The 15,836-nt window shown below is 44.8% G+C and carries 19 protein-coding genes and 2 pseudogenes; 15 read left to right on the top strand and 6 right to left on the bottom strand.

The genetic code is table 11. The features are described from left to right. Positions 1 to 162 precede the first annotated feature (162 nt). The 3 genes from gltS to Q1A70_RS15885 form a co-directional block, all read right to left on the bottom strand. The gene (gene gltS / locus Q1A70_RS15875; RefSeq protein WP_299693697.1) at positions 163 to 1,389 is read right to left on the bottom strand and encodes a sodium/glutamate symporter; all 1,227 of its coding nucleotides are present in this window, start codon (positions 1,387 to 1,389) and stop codon (positions 163 to 165) included. A 305-nt stretch (positions 1,390 to 1,694) separates the two neighbouring features. Next, a complete protein-coding gene (locus tag Q1A70_RS15880) occupies positions 1,695 to 2,051 on the bottom strand; it encodes a YibL family ribosome-associated protein (protein WP_299693700.1) in 357 nt (118 codons plus the stop codon). 251 nt (positions 2,052 to 2,302) lie between these two features. Next, the gene (locus tag Q1A70_RS15885) at positions 2,303 to 2,689 is read right to left on the bottom strand and encodes a tautomerase family protein (protein WP_017070218.1); all 387 of its coding nucleotides are present in this window, start codon (positions 2,687 to 2,689) and stop codon (positions 2,303 to 2,305) included. A 392-nt stretch (positions 2,690 to 3,081) separates the two neighbouring features. Between Q1A70_RS15885 and Q1A70_RS15890 the strand changes: the two genes are divergently transcribed. The 15 genes from Q1A70_RS15890 to Q1A70_RS15960 all read left to right on the top strand — a co-directional run bounded on the left by Q1A70_RS15890 (position 3,082) and on the right by Q1A70_RS15960 (position 14,911). Beyond that, positions 3,082 to 3,702 carry an LON peptidase substrate-binding domain-containing protein gene (locus Q1A70_RS15890; RefSeq protein WP_299693706.1) on the top strand — a complete coding sequence of 207 codons (621 nt, stop codon included), beginning with the start codon at positions 3,082 to 3,084 and terminating at the stop codon, positions 3,700 to 3,702. Positions 3,703 to 3,812: 110 nt separating this feature from the next. Continuing rightward, on the top strand, positions 3,813 to 4,460 hold the full coding sequence (locus Q1A70_RS15895) for a sigma-70 family RNA polymerase sigma factor (RefSeq protein WP_299693709.1): 648 nt from the start codon (positions 3,813 to 3,815) through the stop codon (positions 4,458 to 4,460). Beyond that, on the top strand, positions 4,453 to 5,133 hold the full coding sequence (locus Q1A70_RS15900; protein ID WP_299693712.1) for a ChrR family anti-sigma-E factor: 681 nt from the start codon (positions 4,453 to 4,455) through the stop codon (positions 5,131 to 5,133). The genes Q1A70_RS15895 and Q1A70_RS15900 overlap by 8 nt, the downstream gene beginning before the upstream one ends. A 144-nt stretch (positions 5,134 to 5,277) precedes the next feature. Next, complete coding sequence (locus Q1A70_RS15905; RefSeq protein WP_299693716.1) at positions 5,278 to 6,225, top strand: DUF523 and DUF1722 domain-containing protein; 948 nt, start codon at positions 5,278 to 5,280, stop codon at positions 6,223 to 6,225. Then, positions 6,222 to 7,652 carry a deoxyribodipyrimidine photo-lyase gene (gene phrB / locus Q1A70_RS15910; protein ID WP_299693719.1) on the top strand — a complete coding sequence of 477 codons (1,431 nt, stop codon included), beginning with the start codon at positions 6,222 to 6,224 and terminating at the stop codon, positions 7,650 to 7,652. Before Q1A70_RS15905 ends, phrB begins: the two co-directional genes overlap by 4 nt. A 14-nt stretch (positions 7,653 to 7,666) precedes the next feature. Then, positions 7,667 to 8,098, top strand: coding sequence for a nuclear transport factor 2 family protein (locus Q1A70_RS15915; protein ID WP_299693722.1), 432 nt, complete (start codon positions 7,667 to 7,669; stop codon positions 8,096 to 8,098). Then, positions 8,098 to 8,829, top strand: coding sequence for an SDR family NAD(P)-dependent oxidoreductase (locus Q1A70_RS15920; RefSeq protein ID WP_299693725.1), 732 nt, complete (start codon positions 8,098 to 8,100; stop codon positions 8,827 to 8,829). Before Q1A70_RS15915 ends, Q1A70_RS15920 begins: the two co-directional genes overlap by 1 nt. Before the next feature lie 2 nt (positions 8,830 to 8,831). Beyond that, positions 8,832 to 10,103, top strand: a complete 1,272-nt coding sequence (locus Q1A70_RS15925) for an FAD-dependent oxidoreductase (RefSeq protein ID WP_299693728.1) — start codon at positions 8,832 to 8,834, stop codon at positions 10,101 to 10,103. Then, positions 10,100 to 10,906, top strand: coding sequence for a DUF1365 domain-containing protein (locus Q1A70_RS15930; protein WP_299693730.1), 807 nt, complete (start codon positions 10,100 to 10,102; stop codon positions 10,904 to 10,906). Before Q1A70_RS15925 ends, Q1A70_RS15930 begins: the two co-directional genes overlap by 4 nt. A gap of 117 nt (positions 10,907 to 11,023) precedes the next feature. Beyond that, on the top strand, positions 11,024 to 12,304 hold the full coding sequence (locus Q1A70_RS15935; RefSeq protein ID WP_299693736.1) for a cyclopropane-fatty-acyl-phospholipid synthase family protein: 1,281 nt from the start codon (positions 11,024 to 11,026) through the stop codon (positions 12,302 to 12,304). Further along, positions 12,282 to 12,806: a DUF2878 domain-containing protein gene (locus Q1A70_RS15940; protein ID WP_299693739.1), complete on the top strand. Its 525-nt coding sequence runs from the start codon at positions 12,282 to 12,284 to the stop codon at positions 12,804 to 12,806. Before Q1A70_RS15935 ends, Q1A70_RS15940 begins: the two co-directional genes overlap by 23 nt. 3 nt (positions 12,807 to 12,809) lie before the next feature. Next, complete coding sequence (locus Q1A70_RS15945; RefSeq protein ID WP_299693742.1) at positions 12,810 to 13,448, top strand: chalcone isomerase family protein; 639 nt, start codon at positions 12,810 to 12,812, stop codon at positions 13,446 to 13,448. Further along, positions 13,445 to 13,987, top strand: coding sequence for a DUF3833 domain-containing protein (locus Q1A70_RS15950; protein ID WP_299693747.1), 543 nt, complete (start codon positions 13,445 to 13,447; stop codon positions 13,985 to 13,987). Before Q1A70_RS15945 ends, Q1A70_RS15950 begins: the two co-directional genes overlap by 4 nt. A 228-nt stretch (positions 13,988 to 14,215) precedes the next feature. Further along, positions 14,216 to 14,479, top strand: a complete 264-nt coding sequence (locus Q1A70_RS15955; protein WP_299693750.1) for a DNA polymerase III subunit epsilon — start codon at positions 14,216 to 14,218, stop codon at positions 14,477 to 14,479. A 192-nt stretch (positions 14,480 to 14,671) separates the two neighbouring features. Beyond that, positions 14,672 to 14,911 (top strand): RNA-binding protein, encoded by a 240-nt coding sequence (locus Q1A70_RS15960; protein ID WP_299693753.1) that lies wholly within the window; start codon positions 14,672 to 14,674, stop codon positions 14,909 to 14,911. Between the two features lie 157 nt (positions 14,912 to 15,068). Here Q1A70_RS15960 and Q1A70_RS15965 read toward each other — a convergent pair whose 3' ends face one another. The 3 genes and pseudogenes from Q1A70_RS15965 to Q1A70_RS15975 form a co-directional block, all read right to left on the bottom strand. Continuing rightward, positions 15,069 to 15,416, bottom strand: coding sequence for a ribosome recycling factor family protein (locus Q1A70_RS15965; protein ID WP_299693756.1), 348 nt, complete (start codon positions 15,414 to 15,416; stop codon positions 15,069 to 15,071). A gap of 131 nt (positions 15,417 to 15,547) precedes the next feature. Beyond that, positions 15,548 to 15,709: pseudogene (locus tag Q1A70_RS15970) on the bottom strand (GFA family protein); the annotation flags it as partial. A 23-nt stretch (positions 15,710 to 15,732) separates the two neighbouring features. Then, positions 15,733 to 15,836, bottom strand: a pseudogene (locus Q1A70_RS15975) (IS630 family transposase); the annotation flags it as partial.

Consider the following 15,836-nt stretch of genomic DNA (forward strand, 5'->3'; position numbering starts at 1 on the left):
GCATAGACTAACGGTTCTCGCTCGACTGAGCCCGTAGAGGACTTTCACCTCCTAGATCAACGCCATGCTCGGCGCACGAACAAAAAAGCCAGTCAACAGACTGGCTTTTTTTTGTATTCATCTTAATGCGATGAGCTCATCGCACTTAAGTAAAGGTTCACCTTAACCGATAAACGAGATGTATCCTTGTAGGATAATCAGGTTAACAATATCGATAAAGAAGGCACCAACAATTGGCACAACCATGAAGGCTTGTGGTGATGGGCCGAATCGATTCACCAAAGAACCCATGTTCATGACCGCCGTTGGTGTTGCACCTAGGCCGAAACCACAGTGACCACCCGCCATAACCGCAGCATCGTAGTTAGAACCCATCACTTTGAACGTCACAAAATAAGAGAAGATACCTAATACGACCGCTTGAACCACAAGAATAATCAGGAACGGAATCGCAAGGTCAAAGATGTTCCAAAGCTTCAAGCTCATCAGTGCCATCGCTAAGAACAGGGACAACGACACCGTACCCAGAATATCGACTGTTTCGCTGTCTGTTTTGTGCAGCTTCGTCACTTCAAACACATTAGTAATGAATACACCAATGAATAGCGCGTAGACAAAATCAGGGATCATTAACCAAGAAATCTCAAAGGTCGCTACCCACTGTTCTAAGTATTTTGCACCAGTAATACAAAGAAGCAGAATGAACAGAACTTCAATCACCTTCTTCGCGGTTACTTTTTCTTCTTCGTACTCGTTATAAGTCACGAGCTCAGGAAAGCGCTCATGCGTTTGTGTACCGGTACCGTACTCAGACTCAAGTTGGTTCTTATCAATCAACTTTTGCGCGACAGGGCTACCGATAATACCACCGATAATCAAGCCAAACGTTGCTGAAGCCATCGCTATCTCAAGGGTATTCGCAATACCAAACGTGTCAGCAAAGGTTTGAGACCAAGCGGCACCAGTACCGTGACCACCAGATAAGGTGATAGAACCTGCTATCAATCCCATAAGAGGCTCAAGACCAAGGGCAGTTGCCAGCGTCACACCAACACCATTTTGGATAATGATATAAACCGAAGCGATCCCAAGGAATAGGAACACCTTAGCTCCCCCCTTCATCAGCTGCGTGTAGTTAGCCGCCAGACCGACCGTTGCAAAGAACATCAACATAAAAATGTTCTGCAAGGGTAAAGAAAACTCAAGATCAAGCCCCTTAAAGTGCAGGCCAGTGATAGCAAAGGCGACGATTAATCCGCCGACAATAGGCTCGGGGATATTGTATTTTTTGAGAATCGGAAGCTTTGCGTTGACGAAGTGACCTAGAAACAAAACACTAATCGCGATTAGGAAGGATTCTAATGGTCCAACTGAAATTAATTGATTCATATAACCTCTATTTTTTTACTTTCTCATCTTCCCTAATGAGTCTAGTTTTATCTGTAATTATTTGTGCTGCTCTACCTATATTTATACAAACTGTAGATTCGAAATGTGGGCACAGTACTTTGAGCCCGTAGTGCCATGTTAGGGGCACGTTAACTTTTTAAATACTCTAAAAGGTTTTGTGATAATCATTACCTCTAAGAGTGTATAACGGCAAATATAGTTTTGCCGCTTATTCTACTTTCTGCATAGTTGAGAAAGTAAAAAGGAGCTAGTGATAGCTCCTTTTTCATTACCATCGCTGGCAATTAGAATTTTTTCGGGGCATACCCTGTCATGACATCAATGTTAAGCTCTTTACCAATTTTTGTCATTGGGTGAACAATCACCAGCCCTTTAACCGACTTTTTCAATTTACCCATATCGGCCTGTTCAGCCTTTGTGATTTCACGGCTAAATGGCATATTAACCAGAGACTTACGCTCTTGATTCACATCGTAGCTTTCTTTGTGCTTAAGCTGGGCAATTTTCTTAGTTAGCTTCTTAATCTCTTCCTCGAACTGACGAACAACAGGACGATCATTACGAGTTTTAGCAGCATCTAACTTGTGGCGACACTTGTCTAGACGGTTGTTAATTTGTTGAAGTTCGTTTTTAACACTCATAATAATTTCCTAAGATTAAGCAAGCCAATTCGGATTGGGGCGCAGATTATAGCACAAGGGTGCACTCGAACCGAAATTTATCTCAAAAAGAGACATAATTAAGCACACAGAGAGAAGGGGTGATTGCAGGCCACCATACTGAAGATCAAGGCAATTGAACGTATTGAATGCCCAAAATACAGTAACTCGTAGCTCATATAGAGAGTGTAAATAAAAGTAAACAGGTCACACAATAAACAGGACGATCCTGACTAAACCTTCACTTTGTACTTCAGATCTTGGGCTTCATCACCAGTCATGCCACGAAATCCCCAGCAGTGCGATGGCTGCTCTTTGATGGTGATTTCGATATCAATCGGGGATATGGCTAACTGCTTTTCTATTTCAGAAAATATCTTCTTAATAAGACGCTTTTTAGTATTAACGGCTCTGCCTTCCATCATATTGATCTCAATAACGGTATACGCCTCGGTTCTTCCTTCTGGATAAAAGAAGTCATCCCGTTCCAATGGCACAAACCGATGTGCTCGCTTGTCATCGGGTAACCCCATTTCACTGTTCAAGCACTGCTGTAACACATTGGAGAGTTGTAACTTAATTGGATTTAAGCACTCTTTAATACCGTAAATAACAATCATGACCGTTCCTTTGATGCGATGTCAGGCAAAGAATAAGTGAGATAAAATAATAGTATCCATGCCATCCGCTTGCTTACCCATTGATCACATATTAGCCAATGATGTGGACGAGAAAAGATCAAAGTAATGGTTTTATGAACCGCTGCACCAAAAAACGTCAACCTCAGCTTTTGCACTCCGGTATTGCTCACCAAAATTAGCAATAGATAGCGAGTGTAGCGAACGAATCGAACACAGTAATTTAACCGAACACAACAATTTAACCGAACACAACAATTTGATCGAACAGCGTCATAACTAACCCATTAGTCGAATGCAGTAGCAACTGCCTGATCGAACACGACAAGCATTGCGTATACCTGTTCTAACCATATTTGAACAAGGAGTACTATGTGTCCAATTCATCAAGCAAGATCACACAAGCAGAAGCCATTCTAGCTCAGTCTCTAGAACTCGCCGTGTTTCCGCTGCCCATATTTCTGCTACCCGGAGGTCGGCAAAGGCTACGAATCTTCGAGCCAAAGTATCTTGCGATGGTCTCTCATGCTGCACAAGGCGACGGCTTTATTATCGCAACCCAAGATAACGCGAAATCTGCTCGCCTCAGTTCTTGGGGAACACAAGTTTCAATTGTCGATTTCAATATGTCCGATGATCAAATTCTAGAAATTGACGTCGAAGGCAAGAATCTCGTTCAGTTGCTCTCCTCTTTAACAACCAGCGACGGTTTGATAAAGGGTAAATTTAGCCCATTACCTCACTGGCCGACAGTTGAGTCGACGGCTCAATCTCAGGTTCCTAACGTCTTTACCGCGTTTTTGGTTCAATTGTTTCGTGATAATGAATCAATCCGGACACTCTACCCCACACCTGACTTCGAAAGCCCACAATGGATTTGTGCGCGACTTCTCGAGATGATGCCTATCCCTTTGGAAAAGAAAACAGAGTTCACCGAGCCCGCTAGCTTTCCTTCTTTAGTTCCTTTTTTGAATCAAATTATTACCGGGAAGTAAGCACCTTTATTCACTATAATTTTGTATAGTAAATATTTAATCATTATTAAATGATCCCTACCTTCAATGCTCTCGTAATGTTATTTAAATTGGCGTAATGGTTAATGACTATGCAAGTAGAAAACAGAAGTTCAGGGAACGGCAAGGAGCATGTCATCATCCCAGACAACAAATCACAGACCGAGAACAAAGTACCGACAGAGCTATCAAGCTGGTTGATTCTGGTTGGTACCGAGCGAAACAAACAGGCATTCACCTGTTTATTCAAGTTCTTTGCTCCCAAGATAAAGCGTTTCGGAATTAGCAAGTTAGGTGGTGAAGCTGCTGCGAATGAGCTGGTTCAAGACACCATGACTAACGTTTGGAAGAAAGCCCATCTTTACAATGAAGATAAGGGCGCTGCGACGACTTGGGTCTACACCGTTATGCGAAATGCCGCTTTTGACATGTTGCGTAAAGTAAAAGCCAAAGCGGAACAGACAATCGCAGACGACATCTGGCCTATCGACGCGATGGTTGCTGAATCTCTAAGCGATGAATTACCGTTTGGCGATCATTTGATGAGCCGACACGTAATGACTCAAATAGAGAAGCTACCTCTGGCGCAGAAAACCATTGTCAAAGGCGTTTACTTTCAAGAGCTCTCTCAGGAGCAGCTTGCACAACAACTTGGCGTCCCACTTGGAACAGTGAAATCACGTCTCAGACTCGCTTTAGCCAAACTTAAGGTTCACATGGGAGAACAAAGCCATGATTAAACATCACCCTAACGAAGCAATTTTGAAAGACTTTGTTGGCGGCACGCTTGCTGACTCAGTGTCTCTGATTGTGTCGAGCCATGTAGAGCTGTGTGAACACTGCCAAGAGCAAGTGAAACAGTTAACGGCTGAAGCGGCGGACAATACCTTTGGTAAAGAACCTGTATTCGCTAGCGAAAATTCAGACAGCTTTTCAGTGGACCATTTAGATTTAGACTTTGATGCAATTGAGCAGATTACTGCTGATTTATCTCAGTCTGTAGAGGTTGAACCTAAGGTACAACAAGTTACCGTTGCAGATACTACGTTCACAATTCCTCGCGCTCTAAATTCAGTGGCGAGAAAAGATTGGATGAACCTAGGTAAAATTTCACGAGCAAGGCTTGACTTCGATGACGAAGCTCACCACACCAGTTTGTTGCACATCGATAAAGACGGACAAGTGCCTTGCCACACTCACAAGGGCTTCGAGATCACGCTGCTTTTAGAAGGTAGTTTCAAAGACGAAATGGGTGTCTACAACAAAGGTGATTTCATCTGGTTGGATGGTAATCACACTCACCAACCTGCGACCAAAGAAGGTTGTGTGTGCTTGACCGTTTCAAGTGACGCGATCTACTTCACTAAAGGTGTAAGCCAATTGTTCAACCCATTAGGTAAGTACATTTACTAACTTAGAAGGATTTACCGGGCAGATCACAAGACTCAAAAAGTTGGCTAGGTAGAAAGGTAATAACCGGACTAAAGTAATCTCACATGAGCAACAAGCGACATAATATAAAAACAATAATGAGCAAAGGACGTAAGGAATTGACCAATGGATAAAAAAATAAAAATAGGCATTAGTGCATGTGTTGCCGGTCATAAAGTTCGGTTCGATACTGGCCATAAACGTTCTCGCTTCTGCACAGACGATCTAGCAGATTACGTGGAGTTAGAACCCGTTTGTCCAGAAATGAGTATTGGTCTTCCAACTCCACGCCCAACTATTCGCCAAACAAGAATGCTAGACGATATCATCCACGTTTCTCGCCCAGACGGGTCTGGTGATGTGACCAATGAGTTAATCGAATTCGGTCAAAACTATTCGAAGAATAACCAACACATTGCAGGCTTCATCGTGTGTCAGAAGAGTCCAACTTGTGGCATGGAGCGTGTGAAGGTGTATCACCATCATGGTCGTGGTTCTGAATCAACAGGCGTGGGGATGTTCACCCAGCAGATCATGGATGGTAATCCGCTGCTTCCAGTTGAAGAAAACGGTCGCCTTAACGACCCCATTCTACGTGAAAACTTCATGACTCGAGTGTTCACTTACCAGAAGTGGCTAGACCTTGTCGACGAAGGCATTACTAAGCACAAACTGATTCAATTCCACAGTGCTCACAAATACCTAGTGATGTGTCATCACGTAGAAGGTTACAAGCGCCTTGGTAAGCTTTTAGCAGGAAACGACCTCGACATTAACGAGCTTGCAGACCAGTACATCGAAGGTTTGATGACGGCGTTATCACATCACGCAAATCGCGGCAGTCATGCTAATACGCTGCAGCATTTACAAGGCTACTTTAAGAAGCAACTGAGCAGCGTTCACAAGCAAGAGCTTGCGAACCAAATTGATTCATTCAGAGAGGGCGTGATTCCACTGTTAGTACCACTGACGCTGATCAACCACTACTTGATGGAATACCCGAACGAGTACCTAGAATCACAGGTTTATCTAAACCCTCACCCGCAAGAACTTAAACTGAGATACGGATATTGAGCGACATTCTATGGATACGACGAGACCTGCGGATTCACGATAATCCAGCTCTCGTCGCTGCAGTTGAAAACGGCGTCTCTATCGCCGTTTTTATTTCAACTCCGCAGCAGTGGCAACAACATCACCTTGCGCCAATAAAAGCCGACTTCATTTACCGACACCTCAAGCAGCTTGAATCACAGCTCGCGGAATTCGGTATTACTCTGCTGCACCTCAAAGCTGGCGACTTTGACGACCAATCCAAACAACTCATCGATTTATGCCAGCAGCTTGATGCCAAGTGCGTCTACGCTAACTCTGAGCCAGAGGTCGATGAACAAGCTCGCGATAAAAAGCTGATTTCAAGCGGCTTAAACCTCAAGATAAGCGATTGTGACGTTATGCTGCCACTCGGTAGCGTTCTCAACAAACAAGGCGAGATGTTCAAAGTCTTTACGCCCTTTAAGAACGCATGGCTAAAACAAGTTCAGGAAAAAGGCATCATCTGTAGTCCTGCCCCACTCGCACCTACTGAGTCTTTACAAAATCAACTTTCACAAACTCAGCTTCCTGATGATCTAAAAACTTCAAGGATCTCTGCTGACTACGACTTCGACTTCCCTCGCGTTGATTCAAGTCGCTGGCCAATGAGCGAAGATGTACTAAGCAGCGTGATCCCTAATTTCTTGGCTAACAAAGTCAACGATTATGCACACCTGAGAGACATCCCTTCCGTCAAAGGAACATCTGGCCTGTCACCTTATTTGACGATCGGTGCAGTGAGCCCAAGATGGTTAGCGATTCAGTTGCTTCAACAACAACCTGATCTGCTGTTTGACTCGCAATTACCTGCCTTTTCTTGGCTTAATGAATTGATTTGGCGAGATTTTTATAAGCATTTAATGTTTCATCATCCTAAGCTGGTTAAAGGTGCTAACTTTCAACAAAAGTACAATGGCTTAGATTGGTATCAGGATCACCCGAGCTTCAAAGCTTGGTGTGAAGGGAGAACCGGCTATCCCTTGGTTGATGCAGCCATGCGCCAATTGGTTGATACAGGTTGGATGCACAACAGACTAAGAATGGTGGTAGCAAGCTTCCTGACCAAACACCTGCTTATCGACTGGCGTTGGGGCGAACGATTCTTTATGACGCACCTTATCGATGGCGATTTCAGCGCTAACAATGGTGGTTGGCAGTGGGCTTCAAGTACTGGCTGTGATGCTCAACCTTACTTCCGAATTTTCAATCCAATCACCCAGAGTGAAAAGTTTGATCCGAAAGGAATTTTTATTCGTAAGTACATACCAGAGCTGCAAAATATTCCTGACAAGCATGTGCATTTTCCACATGATTACATTGCTAAAAACGGAATTAACAGCGAATACTGGCAACCCATCGTTGAACACAAAGAAGCACGATTGAGAGCCTTAGCCTTTTTCAAATAATTAGAGTGAATATTATGGATAACTCTCTATGGCTTGATAACTTTCTCAACATGTATCGAGAACTCGGAACCGACAATTTCGACGTGCTAAAGACCGTTTATCACCCTAATATCGAATTCCAAGATCCGCTGCATCATGTCAGCGGAATTGCTGCGCTGACGCATTACTTCGAAAACATCTACACCCAAGTGACCAGCTGTGATTTCCACATTGAGCAGGTTTTTGAAGCCGATAGTGAAGCCGCGGTGTACTGGACGATGCAATTCGCTCACAAACAATTGAACGGTCAAAAACCTATCGAAGTTCAAGGCCACAGCCATATCAAAATGCTCGATGAACAAGTGATCTATCACAAAGACTATTTCGACGTCGGCTCCATGTTGTATGAGCACATTCCAGTCTTGGGCTGCGCGATCAAATCCATCAAGAAAAGAGCGAGCCGATAATGCGTATTATGATCACAGGCGCGACCTCAGGTATCGGCCAATCTCTAACACTCGATTATGCTCAACAAGGCCATCAAGTGATCGCTTGTGGCCGCAACCCAGACAAACTGCAAGCCTTAGTCGATTCTCACGAGACAGATTTATCTCATTCATCAATTGAGCCACTTTGTTTTGACCTAACCGACTACCACAACTTCCCAGAGCTAGACCAAGACCAGCCGCTCGACCTGCTGATTTTGAACGCGGGGGATTGTGAGTACATTGACGACCCACTGAATTTTGATGCGGAGCTTTTCGAGCGCGTCATCAACATTAACTTAATCTCCATTGGCTACGCCTTAAAAGCGTGGCTCAAAAACATCAAACCCGGAGGTCGCTTGGTTTTGGTAAGCTCAAGCGCCAGCTTTTTGCCTTTGCCTAGAGCCGAGGCCTATGGCGCTTCAAAGGCGGCACTCACGTATTTAGGAAGAACACTTTCGGTTGACCTAGCACAGCACGATATCCATGTCTCTATTGTGCACCCTGGCTTTGTTGATACTCCGTTGACCGAGCGCAACACCTTCTCTATGCCAATGATAGTGAGTCGTGAGGCCGCCACTCAACGCATCATCACTGGTATTGCTCAAGGAAAGTGTGAAATCAATTTCCCAAGACGATTTATTTGGATCATGAAGTTACTGCGAACACTACCGGCACCCATTTGGCAAAAACTCGCTTCAAGGATGAAATAATAATGAAGAAAATCGCCATCATAGGTTCAGGCATATCTGGACTCACTTGCGCGCACATATTAGATAAGCACCACGACGTAACGGTATTCGAAAAAAATGATTACGTTGGGGGGCACACCGCCACCGTTGATATTGAACATCAAGGCTCGTCGTTTTCTATCGACACTGGGTTTATCGTATTTAACGATCGCACCTACCCAAATTTCAATCAACTCCTAGAACAACTGGGGGTTGAAAGACAACCCACTGAGATGAGCTTTAGCGTTCACAACACCACGACTAAGTTTGAATACAACGGCCACAGCATCAACTCTCTCTTCGCTCAACGAAGTAATATTTTCAAACCTCAATTTTGGTCTTTAGTCTCTGACATTCTCAAGTTCAACAAATTGTGTAAGGCTCAATTCGAAAGTAACGAGTTCACACCGGATGTTACCTTGGGCAACTTCCTACGTAAAAACCAGTTTTCCGACTTTTTCAGCCAGCATTACATCCTACCGATGGGCGCAGCAATTTGGTCGACAAGCTTAGAAGAGATGGAAGAGTTTGAGCTTAAGTTCTTTATTCAGTTTTTCTACAACCACGGCCTGCTCGACATTGCTAACCGCCCGCAGTGGTATGTGATCCCTAAAGGGTCTCGATCTTATGTTGAGATCATCCTTTCGCGTTTGAACAAACCAGTCGCGATGAACACATCAATCAAACAAGTCACCCGCCAAGAGACTGGCATTACCATTGAGTTTGAAGATGGTGTCACACAAGACTTCGATGAAGTGATATTTGCTTGTCACTCAGACCAAGCCCTGCGCCTACTTGGTGACGCTACTGAACAAGAGCAGCAGGTGCTGGGCGAGATCCCTTACAGCCGCAATGAAGTGGTACTGCACACAGACACCAACCTGCTACCAGACAGAAAACTAGCGTGGGCGAGCTGGAACTACATGCTCGACGGCAACAGCCAACGACCAGCTTGTGTAACGTACAACATGAACATCCTGCAAGGTATCGAAAGCCAAGATACATTCTGTGTGACCTTAAATCAGAGTGAAGCGATTGACCCAGAGAAAATCATTCGAAGCTTTGTGTATCACCACCCTGTTCTGAATTCGAATACGGTGAACGCACAGCAACAACGTGAAAAAATCTGCGGGCAAAACAAGACTCACTTTGCAGGCGCTTACTGGTACAACGGATTCCATGAAGACGGCGTCCACAGTGCGCTCGATGTAACTAAACGCTTCGGCTTAGATTTGAGTACGAGTTCGACACTATGAACACGCACACCATGACACCCGACATAGGGATCGCATCCGAAAAGAATGAAGAACTCAGCGGTATCTATTGGGGTAACGTAAGACACCGCCGTTTTGGCGACATCACCCACGAGTTCAGTTATCAACTTTACATGATGGGGTTGGATCTTGATGAACTGCCCAAAACCACACAGCGGAGTGCATTGTTCGGTACGCGATGGTACCACCCGATCCGCTTTGTTGAATCGGATTATCTTGCTGAAAAAAAACAAAATGCCACCGTGTCTGAACCTCAATCACTTAAGCAACGTATAGCTTCCAAAGTGCAACAACTTGGTGGGGTTTGGTCTGATTCAAACCGAGTGACGATGCTGGCACAGTGCCGTTGTTTAGGTATCTATTTCAGCCCGATCAACTGCTTCTTCTGTTATGACGAAACAGGCGATTGCAAATATATGTTGGCTGAAGTGAGTAACACGCCTTGGCGAGAAAGACACTACTACCTCATCGACATGCACCAAGAACTGAAGGTAAAGAAAGAGTTTCACGTCTCGCCGTTTATGGACTTAAACATGACCTATTTTTGGAAGATTAAGCCACCAGCGAAACGAACACTCGTCCACATAGAGAGCCGCAGAAGCGACAAAATCTTCGATGCGACACTGGCACTGACAAAGCAGTCTGTGACCAAGAAAAACATTAGACGAACGGTATTCAAGATTCCGGCAATGACGATAAAAGTCGTGATGGGAATCTATTATCAGGCTCTCAAATTATTCCTGAAAAAAGTACCATTCGTCGCGCACCCAGACTCAACGTCTTGAGCGCCTTTACAGTAATTAGACAGTACAACTCAAGTAACGATTTGGGTGTGCTCAACCAAAGAACAGCACCCGACTTTAGTTGGAAAAAAGTTAGAATGAATTCTCAGCGAGGTTTACATGGAACAGCTTGCAAAACAAAACAACAACATTGAACAACAAGCTAATGCCGTTGCTGTTTCAAGCAACTGTAGATATCGAGCTTTAATCTTCAAGGTGCTAGAACGCCTGCAATTCGCAACGCTTGAAATCATCGAGCGCGATCAGCATTCAGTGTTTGGTGATCGAGAAGCAGACTTGAAAGGTCGAATCGTGATTCATGATGCGACCTTTTTTAGAGATGTTGTCATCAACGGAAGTATTGGGGCATCCGAAGCCTACATTGATGGTAAGTGGACTAGTCCGAACCTGACTCGTGTTATTCAGATCATGGCGCGCAACCAAGCGCAGTTAGACGAGTTGGACGACAAAACACAGTGGATATCTCGCATCAAAAACCTGTTATTACGCCGTAAGAATGCCAATACCGAGCAAGGGGCTAAACGCAACATTCTGGCTCACTACGACATCGGCAACGAACTGTATGAGCGATTCCTAGACAGCTCAATGCAATACTCATCGGCTATCTACAGCGAAGACGCGTTAACCCTGTCTAAAGCACAACAGAACAAGATGAAAATCATCTGTGAGCGTTTAGAACTGTCTGAAACAGACAACGTCGTTGAGATAGGTACTGGCTGGGGTGGCCTGGCGATATTCATGGCTCAACATTATGGCTGTCACGTGACGACTACCACCATTTCAGACGCTCAGCACGAGCTTGCTGAACAAAGAGTGAAAGCGCTTGGTTTAACCGACAAAATCACCCTGCTTAAAGAGGATTATCGTAATCTCACCGGTGAGTATGACAAGTTGGTCTCTATTGAGATGATCGAAGCGGTGGGACACGAATATCTGCAAACCTTCTTTGAGAAGTGTTCTTCGTTACTGAAACCTTCAGGCAAGATGTTGATCCAAGCCATCACCATTGCTGACAGCCGCTACGAGAAATACCGCAAAGGCGTCGACTTTATTCAGAAGTACATCTTCCCGGGTGGCTGTTTACCTTCCGTTTCAGTCATGACCCAACATCTTGCGACCAGTACCGACCTTGTGGTTCAAGAAGTTGACGACATTGGCCTGCACTATGCTCGCACACTCAACGACTGGAATGTTGCCTTTGAAAACAGTTGGGAAGAGCTAGAATCTCTGGGCTATTCAGAAGAGTTTAAGCGCTTATGGATTTTCTATTTCTGCTACTGTGAAGGCGCATTCTTAGAACGTGTGATCAGCACCCATCACCTAGTAGCCAGAAAACCTCGTTACTTTGGAGCAAAAGATGAAACGGTTTTGGATTATTAATCTGGTTCTGTTTCAAGCGACCTGGGTTTGCAGTGCATTCTTTACCGCGCAAGCCCCGTTCATCGCGCCATTGATTGTGGCCGTGCACTTCGTGCTCTCTCCAACCCGCAATAGCGATCTGAAAATACTCTGTTTACTTCCGTTGGGGCTATTACTCGATAGCCTCATGCTTCACTTCGGCGTGTTTGCCGTCGATTCTGAAATCGCCAACCAATCGTGGTTTCCTGTGTGGTTGGTGTGCTTATGGATCATGTTCTTGATCAGCTTCAATCACAGCCTTAATTGGCTTTTAAAATGCTCGAAAGTGATCTTGTTTGTCATCGGGTTCGTAGCAGGTACTAGTAGTTATTGGGGGGGCATCAAAGCTGGCGCCCTTCTTACTACTTGGCCAGATGCATCGGTAGTTGCTGCCCTTGCATTGAGTTGGGGGATTTTGTTGCCCTTACTGGTGGCCGCCTACTCCAACTTAGTACAACCTGAAATGGCAACGACAACGAGGTGAGTTATGGCTTATTCACGCAACCCTGCACAAGCGTTCAAAATAGAGAGCTTCCCTAGTCGCGTGGGTGCGCTTTCAAACTTTCATACGCAGACCATTCACAAGCAAATCATTCATACGCAAACCGCTCATGCGCAGACCAAAAGCAAACTCTTCAGCTTAATCACTCTAACTCTAATCTTTGCTGCGCTGCTATTTACCGCAAACGCGAAAGCTTCTGCGGTCGATGATTTGAATAAACGCGGCCAAGGCGAAATGAGTTATCTGTTCTGGACGATTTACTCTGCTGAGTTCTACACCACACCAACCAACTCTGAACGCGCACTCAAGCTTGAGTATTACCGCGCTATCGACAGCAAAGACTTAGTCGATGCAACCGAAGACCAGTGGAACAAACTTGGTTACTCAAATAACAGCATCCAGCGTTGGTTGAAGCCTTTGTACGCGATGTGGCCAAACGTAGAAGCTGGAAGCACGCTCACTATTCGTGTCACAGAAGATAACGTAAGCCGCTTTTACTTTGATGAGCAACCTATCGGGGTAATCCAAGACAAGCAGTTTGGTGAGGCCTTTTTAGCCATCTGGTTATCTGAAAACACATCCGAGCCCGGCCTTCGCAAACAACTCTTAGGTTTAAATAAATGAGTCCAAAAACAAGAATAATAAAATTCGTTCTGGCACTGCTTTCTCTCACTTGGCTAGCGGGTTGTGGTTCTGCAAATCTAGAGAATCACGTAGACACCACTCCCGAGCTCAAGCTTGAAACCTTCTTCAATGGGGAGTTGATGGCCTACGGCATCGTGCTCGACCGCTCTGGCAATTTACTACGCCGCTTCGACGCTAAGCTTAATGCCATATGGGACGGTGACAATGGAGAGATCAAAGAGTGGTTCTCTTTTGCCGATGGTGAGCGTTCAACCCGAGTTTGGAACCTAATTAAAACCGGCGAAAATACCTATTCAGGCACTGCCAGTGATGTAGTAGGTACCGCTTATGGCGAAACCCAAGGTTCGGCTCTGTATTGGAAATACGATTTAGAAATTGAAGTCGACGGCAGCACTTATGAAGTCGTATTAGACGATTGGATGTTCTTAATGGATGAGAAACGATTGTTCAACAAAACCGAGATGTCTAAATTCGGCTTTAAGGTCGGAGAGGTCATCTTATACATCGAGAAAATCTGATCGTTCGATCCTTAGCTTCACCTTGTTTGGTTAGCCGTTAATTACAGCCCACAACGAAGCGTTGTGGGCTGTTTTATTTGTTCCTGCGAATTGCATACCTGCAAGCTCAAGCCTCTGTGCTAAGATGCGCCACCAGCATACAAATGGGCTAGACTGATACTCAGCAGTTCCTGTTTGTTTCGCTTAGCGTAGATTCCCTACCATGATTAATTGAAAAGGCTTTAAAGCATGAGCAAGTTGACCTCAGCGGAGCGTAAAGCTCGCGACAATGAACGTTTCTCACAACGCGTAAACGACCGCAGAGAAAAAGGTGAAGACGTAGTTGCTTACGCTCTGACCAATAAAAAAGCAGTGAAATTCCTGACTAAGTCAGAGAAAAAGCGACTTAACGAGATGAAAGCGACTCTCCAAGAGGAGAAGCGAGTTAAAGAACAAGAAGAGCTAAACCGAATCGAAGACGCGTTCACCGTTAAACAATTCGACGACCAATAATTATTGCTGTCGGTTCACAAGTGCTGGCCATTTAAAAGTGCTGGCTCTCTGCGAGCACTTTTACTGCTAATCGCTGACTGACTGTGATGGGTATTCATTCCCACGCTCAAAACATAATTCAATAATTAGTTGTGAGAGTGAGCCTCAAAGTGTGCGACAATGCGCGGCGTAAATTAAAATTCAAGGTTTATTATGAAACTTCTCGTTCGTAACCTATCTCGCTCAACAACAGAGCAAGACATTCGTGTGCTATTTTCAGAGTTCGGCTCTGTTAAAGCGTGTAACCTAGTGTTAGACCAAGAGACTGGCTACTCAAAAGGTTTTGCTTTTGTTGAAATGCCAGAGCAAGAAGAAGCGAAAACAGCCCTCAACAAGCTGAACATGTCAAAGCTTGGCAAAAACACCATCCGTGTAAAAGTGGCTAACGATTAATAGAGCGAACGCTTTATAAGCCACATGGCTTAGCTTAACGGCAGCACAGATGATAAAGCCCGTAACGATATTCCGCTGAAAAACGCAATATCGTTACGGGCTTTTTGCTGCTCGCGATTCCCTTTCACAACATGACTGGCTTACTTAAGGCTCGTGTTTATAACCCTTCATGCTCATCAATCGCACGCCTTGCTTCTGCCATTGAACATCCGGATTCCATGACCAACTGGGCGACGGTCATCGAGGGCGTGGCGGCTAACAAAGAAGCCAAACAGACCACAGGTTTGGGCAGTACTTTGTCGATTGCGTTGACTATCCATGCGTCTTTGTCATCGGTTAGCATCGCTTTAAATTCAACGAGTTGATGCTCTTGATGAGCCATCAATATCCAATGACGCGAACGGCGAACCCGCTTCAATTGGCATCCACATTCGGCAGCCGCTGCCATGACTTGGCTTTTATCACTCACACGATGTACAAAACTATTCAAAGGAACACTAAACATAGCCCACAACAGACATTCAATACTTGAGGCTTAGCATTACACAGGCTTTATCAAACCACCAGCGCCTGTTTTACCAGTACGGAGGGAGGCTGCATACTCAGCCGCAAATCACGCCTTATCCGGCCCACTTGTTATTGGTCAGCAGGGTGATTAACGCCATCGTACGTCGTGATATCACCCAAATCAAAAGGGTTAACCCCTTCCAAACAGCCAATGTTAAAGCCGTACTCCTGCGTATTTGAGCGACGCTTATTATGGGTGTAGATACCACAATTTGAGCAAAAATAATGCTGATCAGTTTGAGTATACAACCCGTTCAATTTGAAGATGCTGGCTTGAGAATTTGAAAGTTATCATTAATTCGAGATGCCAAAGAGCCTGCGAGCTCTGGAAGAGTCACAGTAAAAAATTGCTCTATTG

The organism is uncultured Vibrio sp., from assembly GCF_947488985.1.
GTDB lineage: Bacteria > Pseudomonadota > Gammaproteobacteria > Enterobacterales > Vibrionaceae > Vibrio.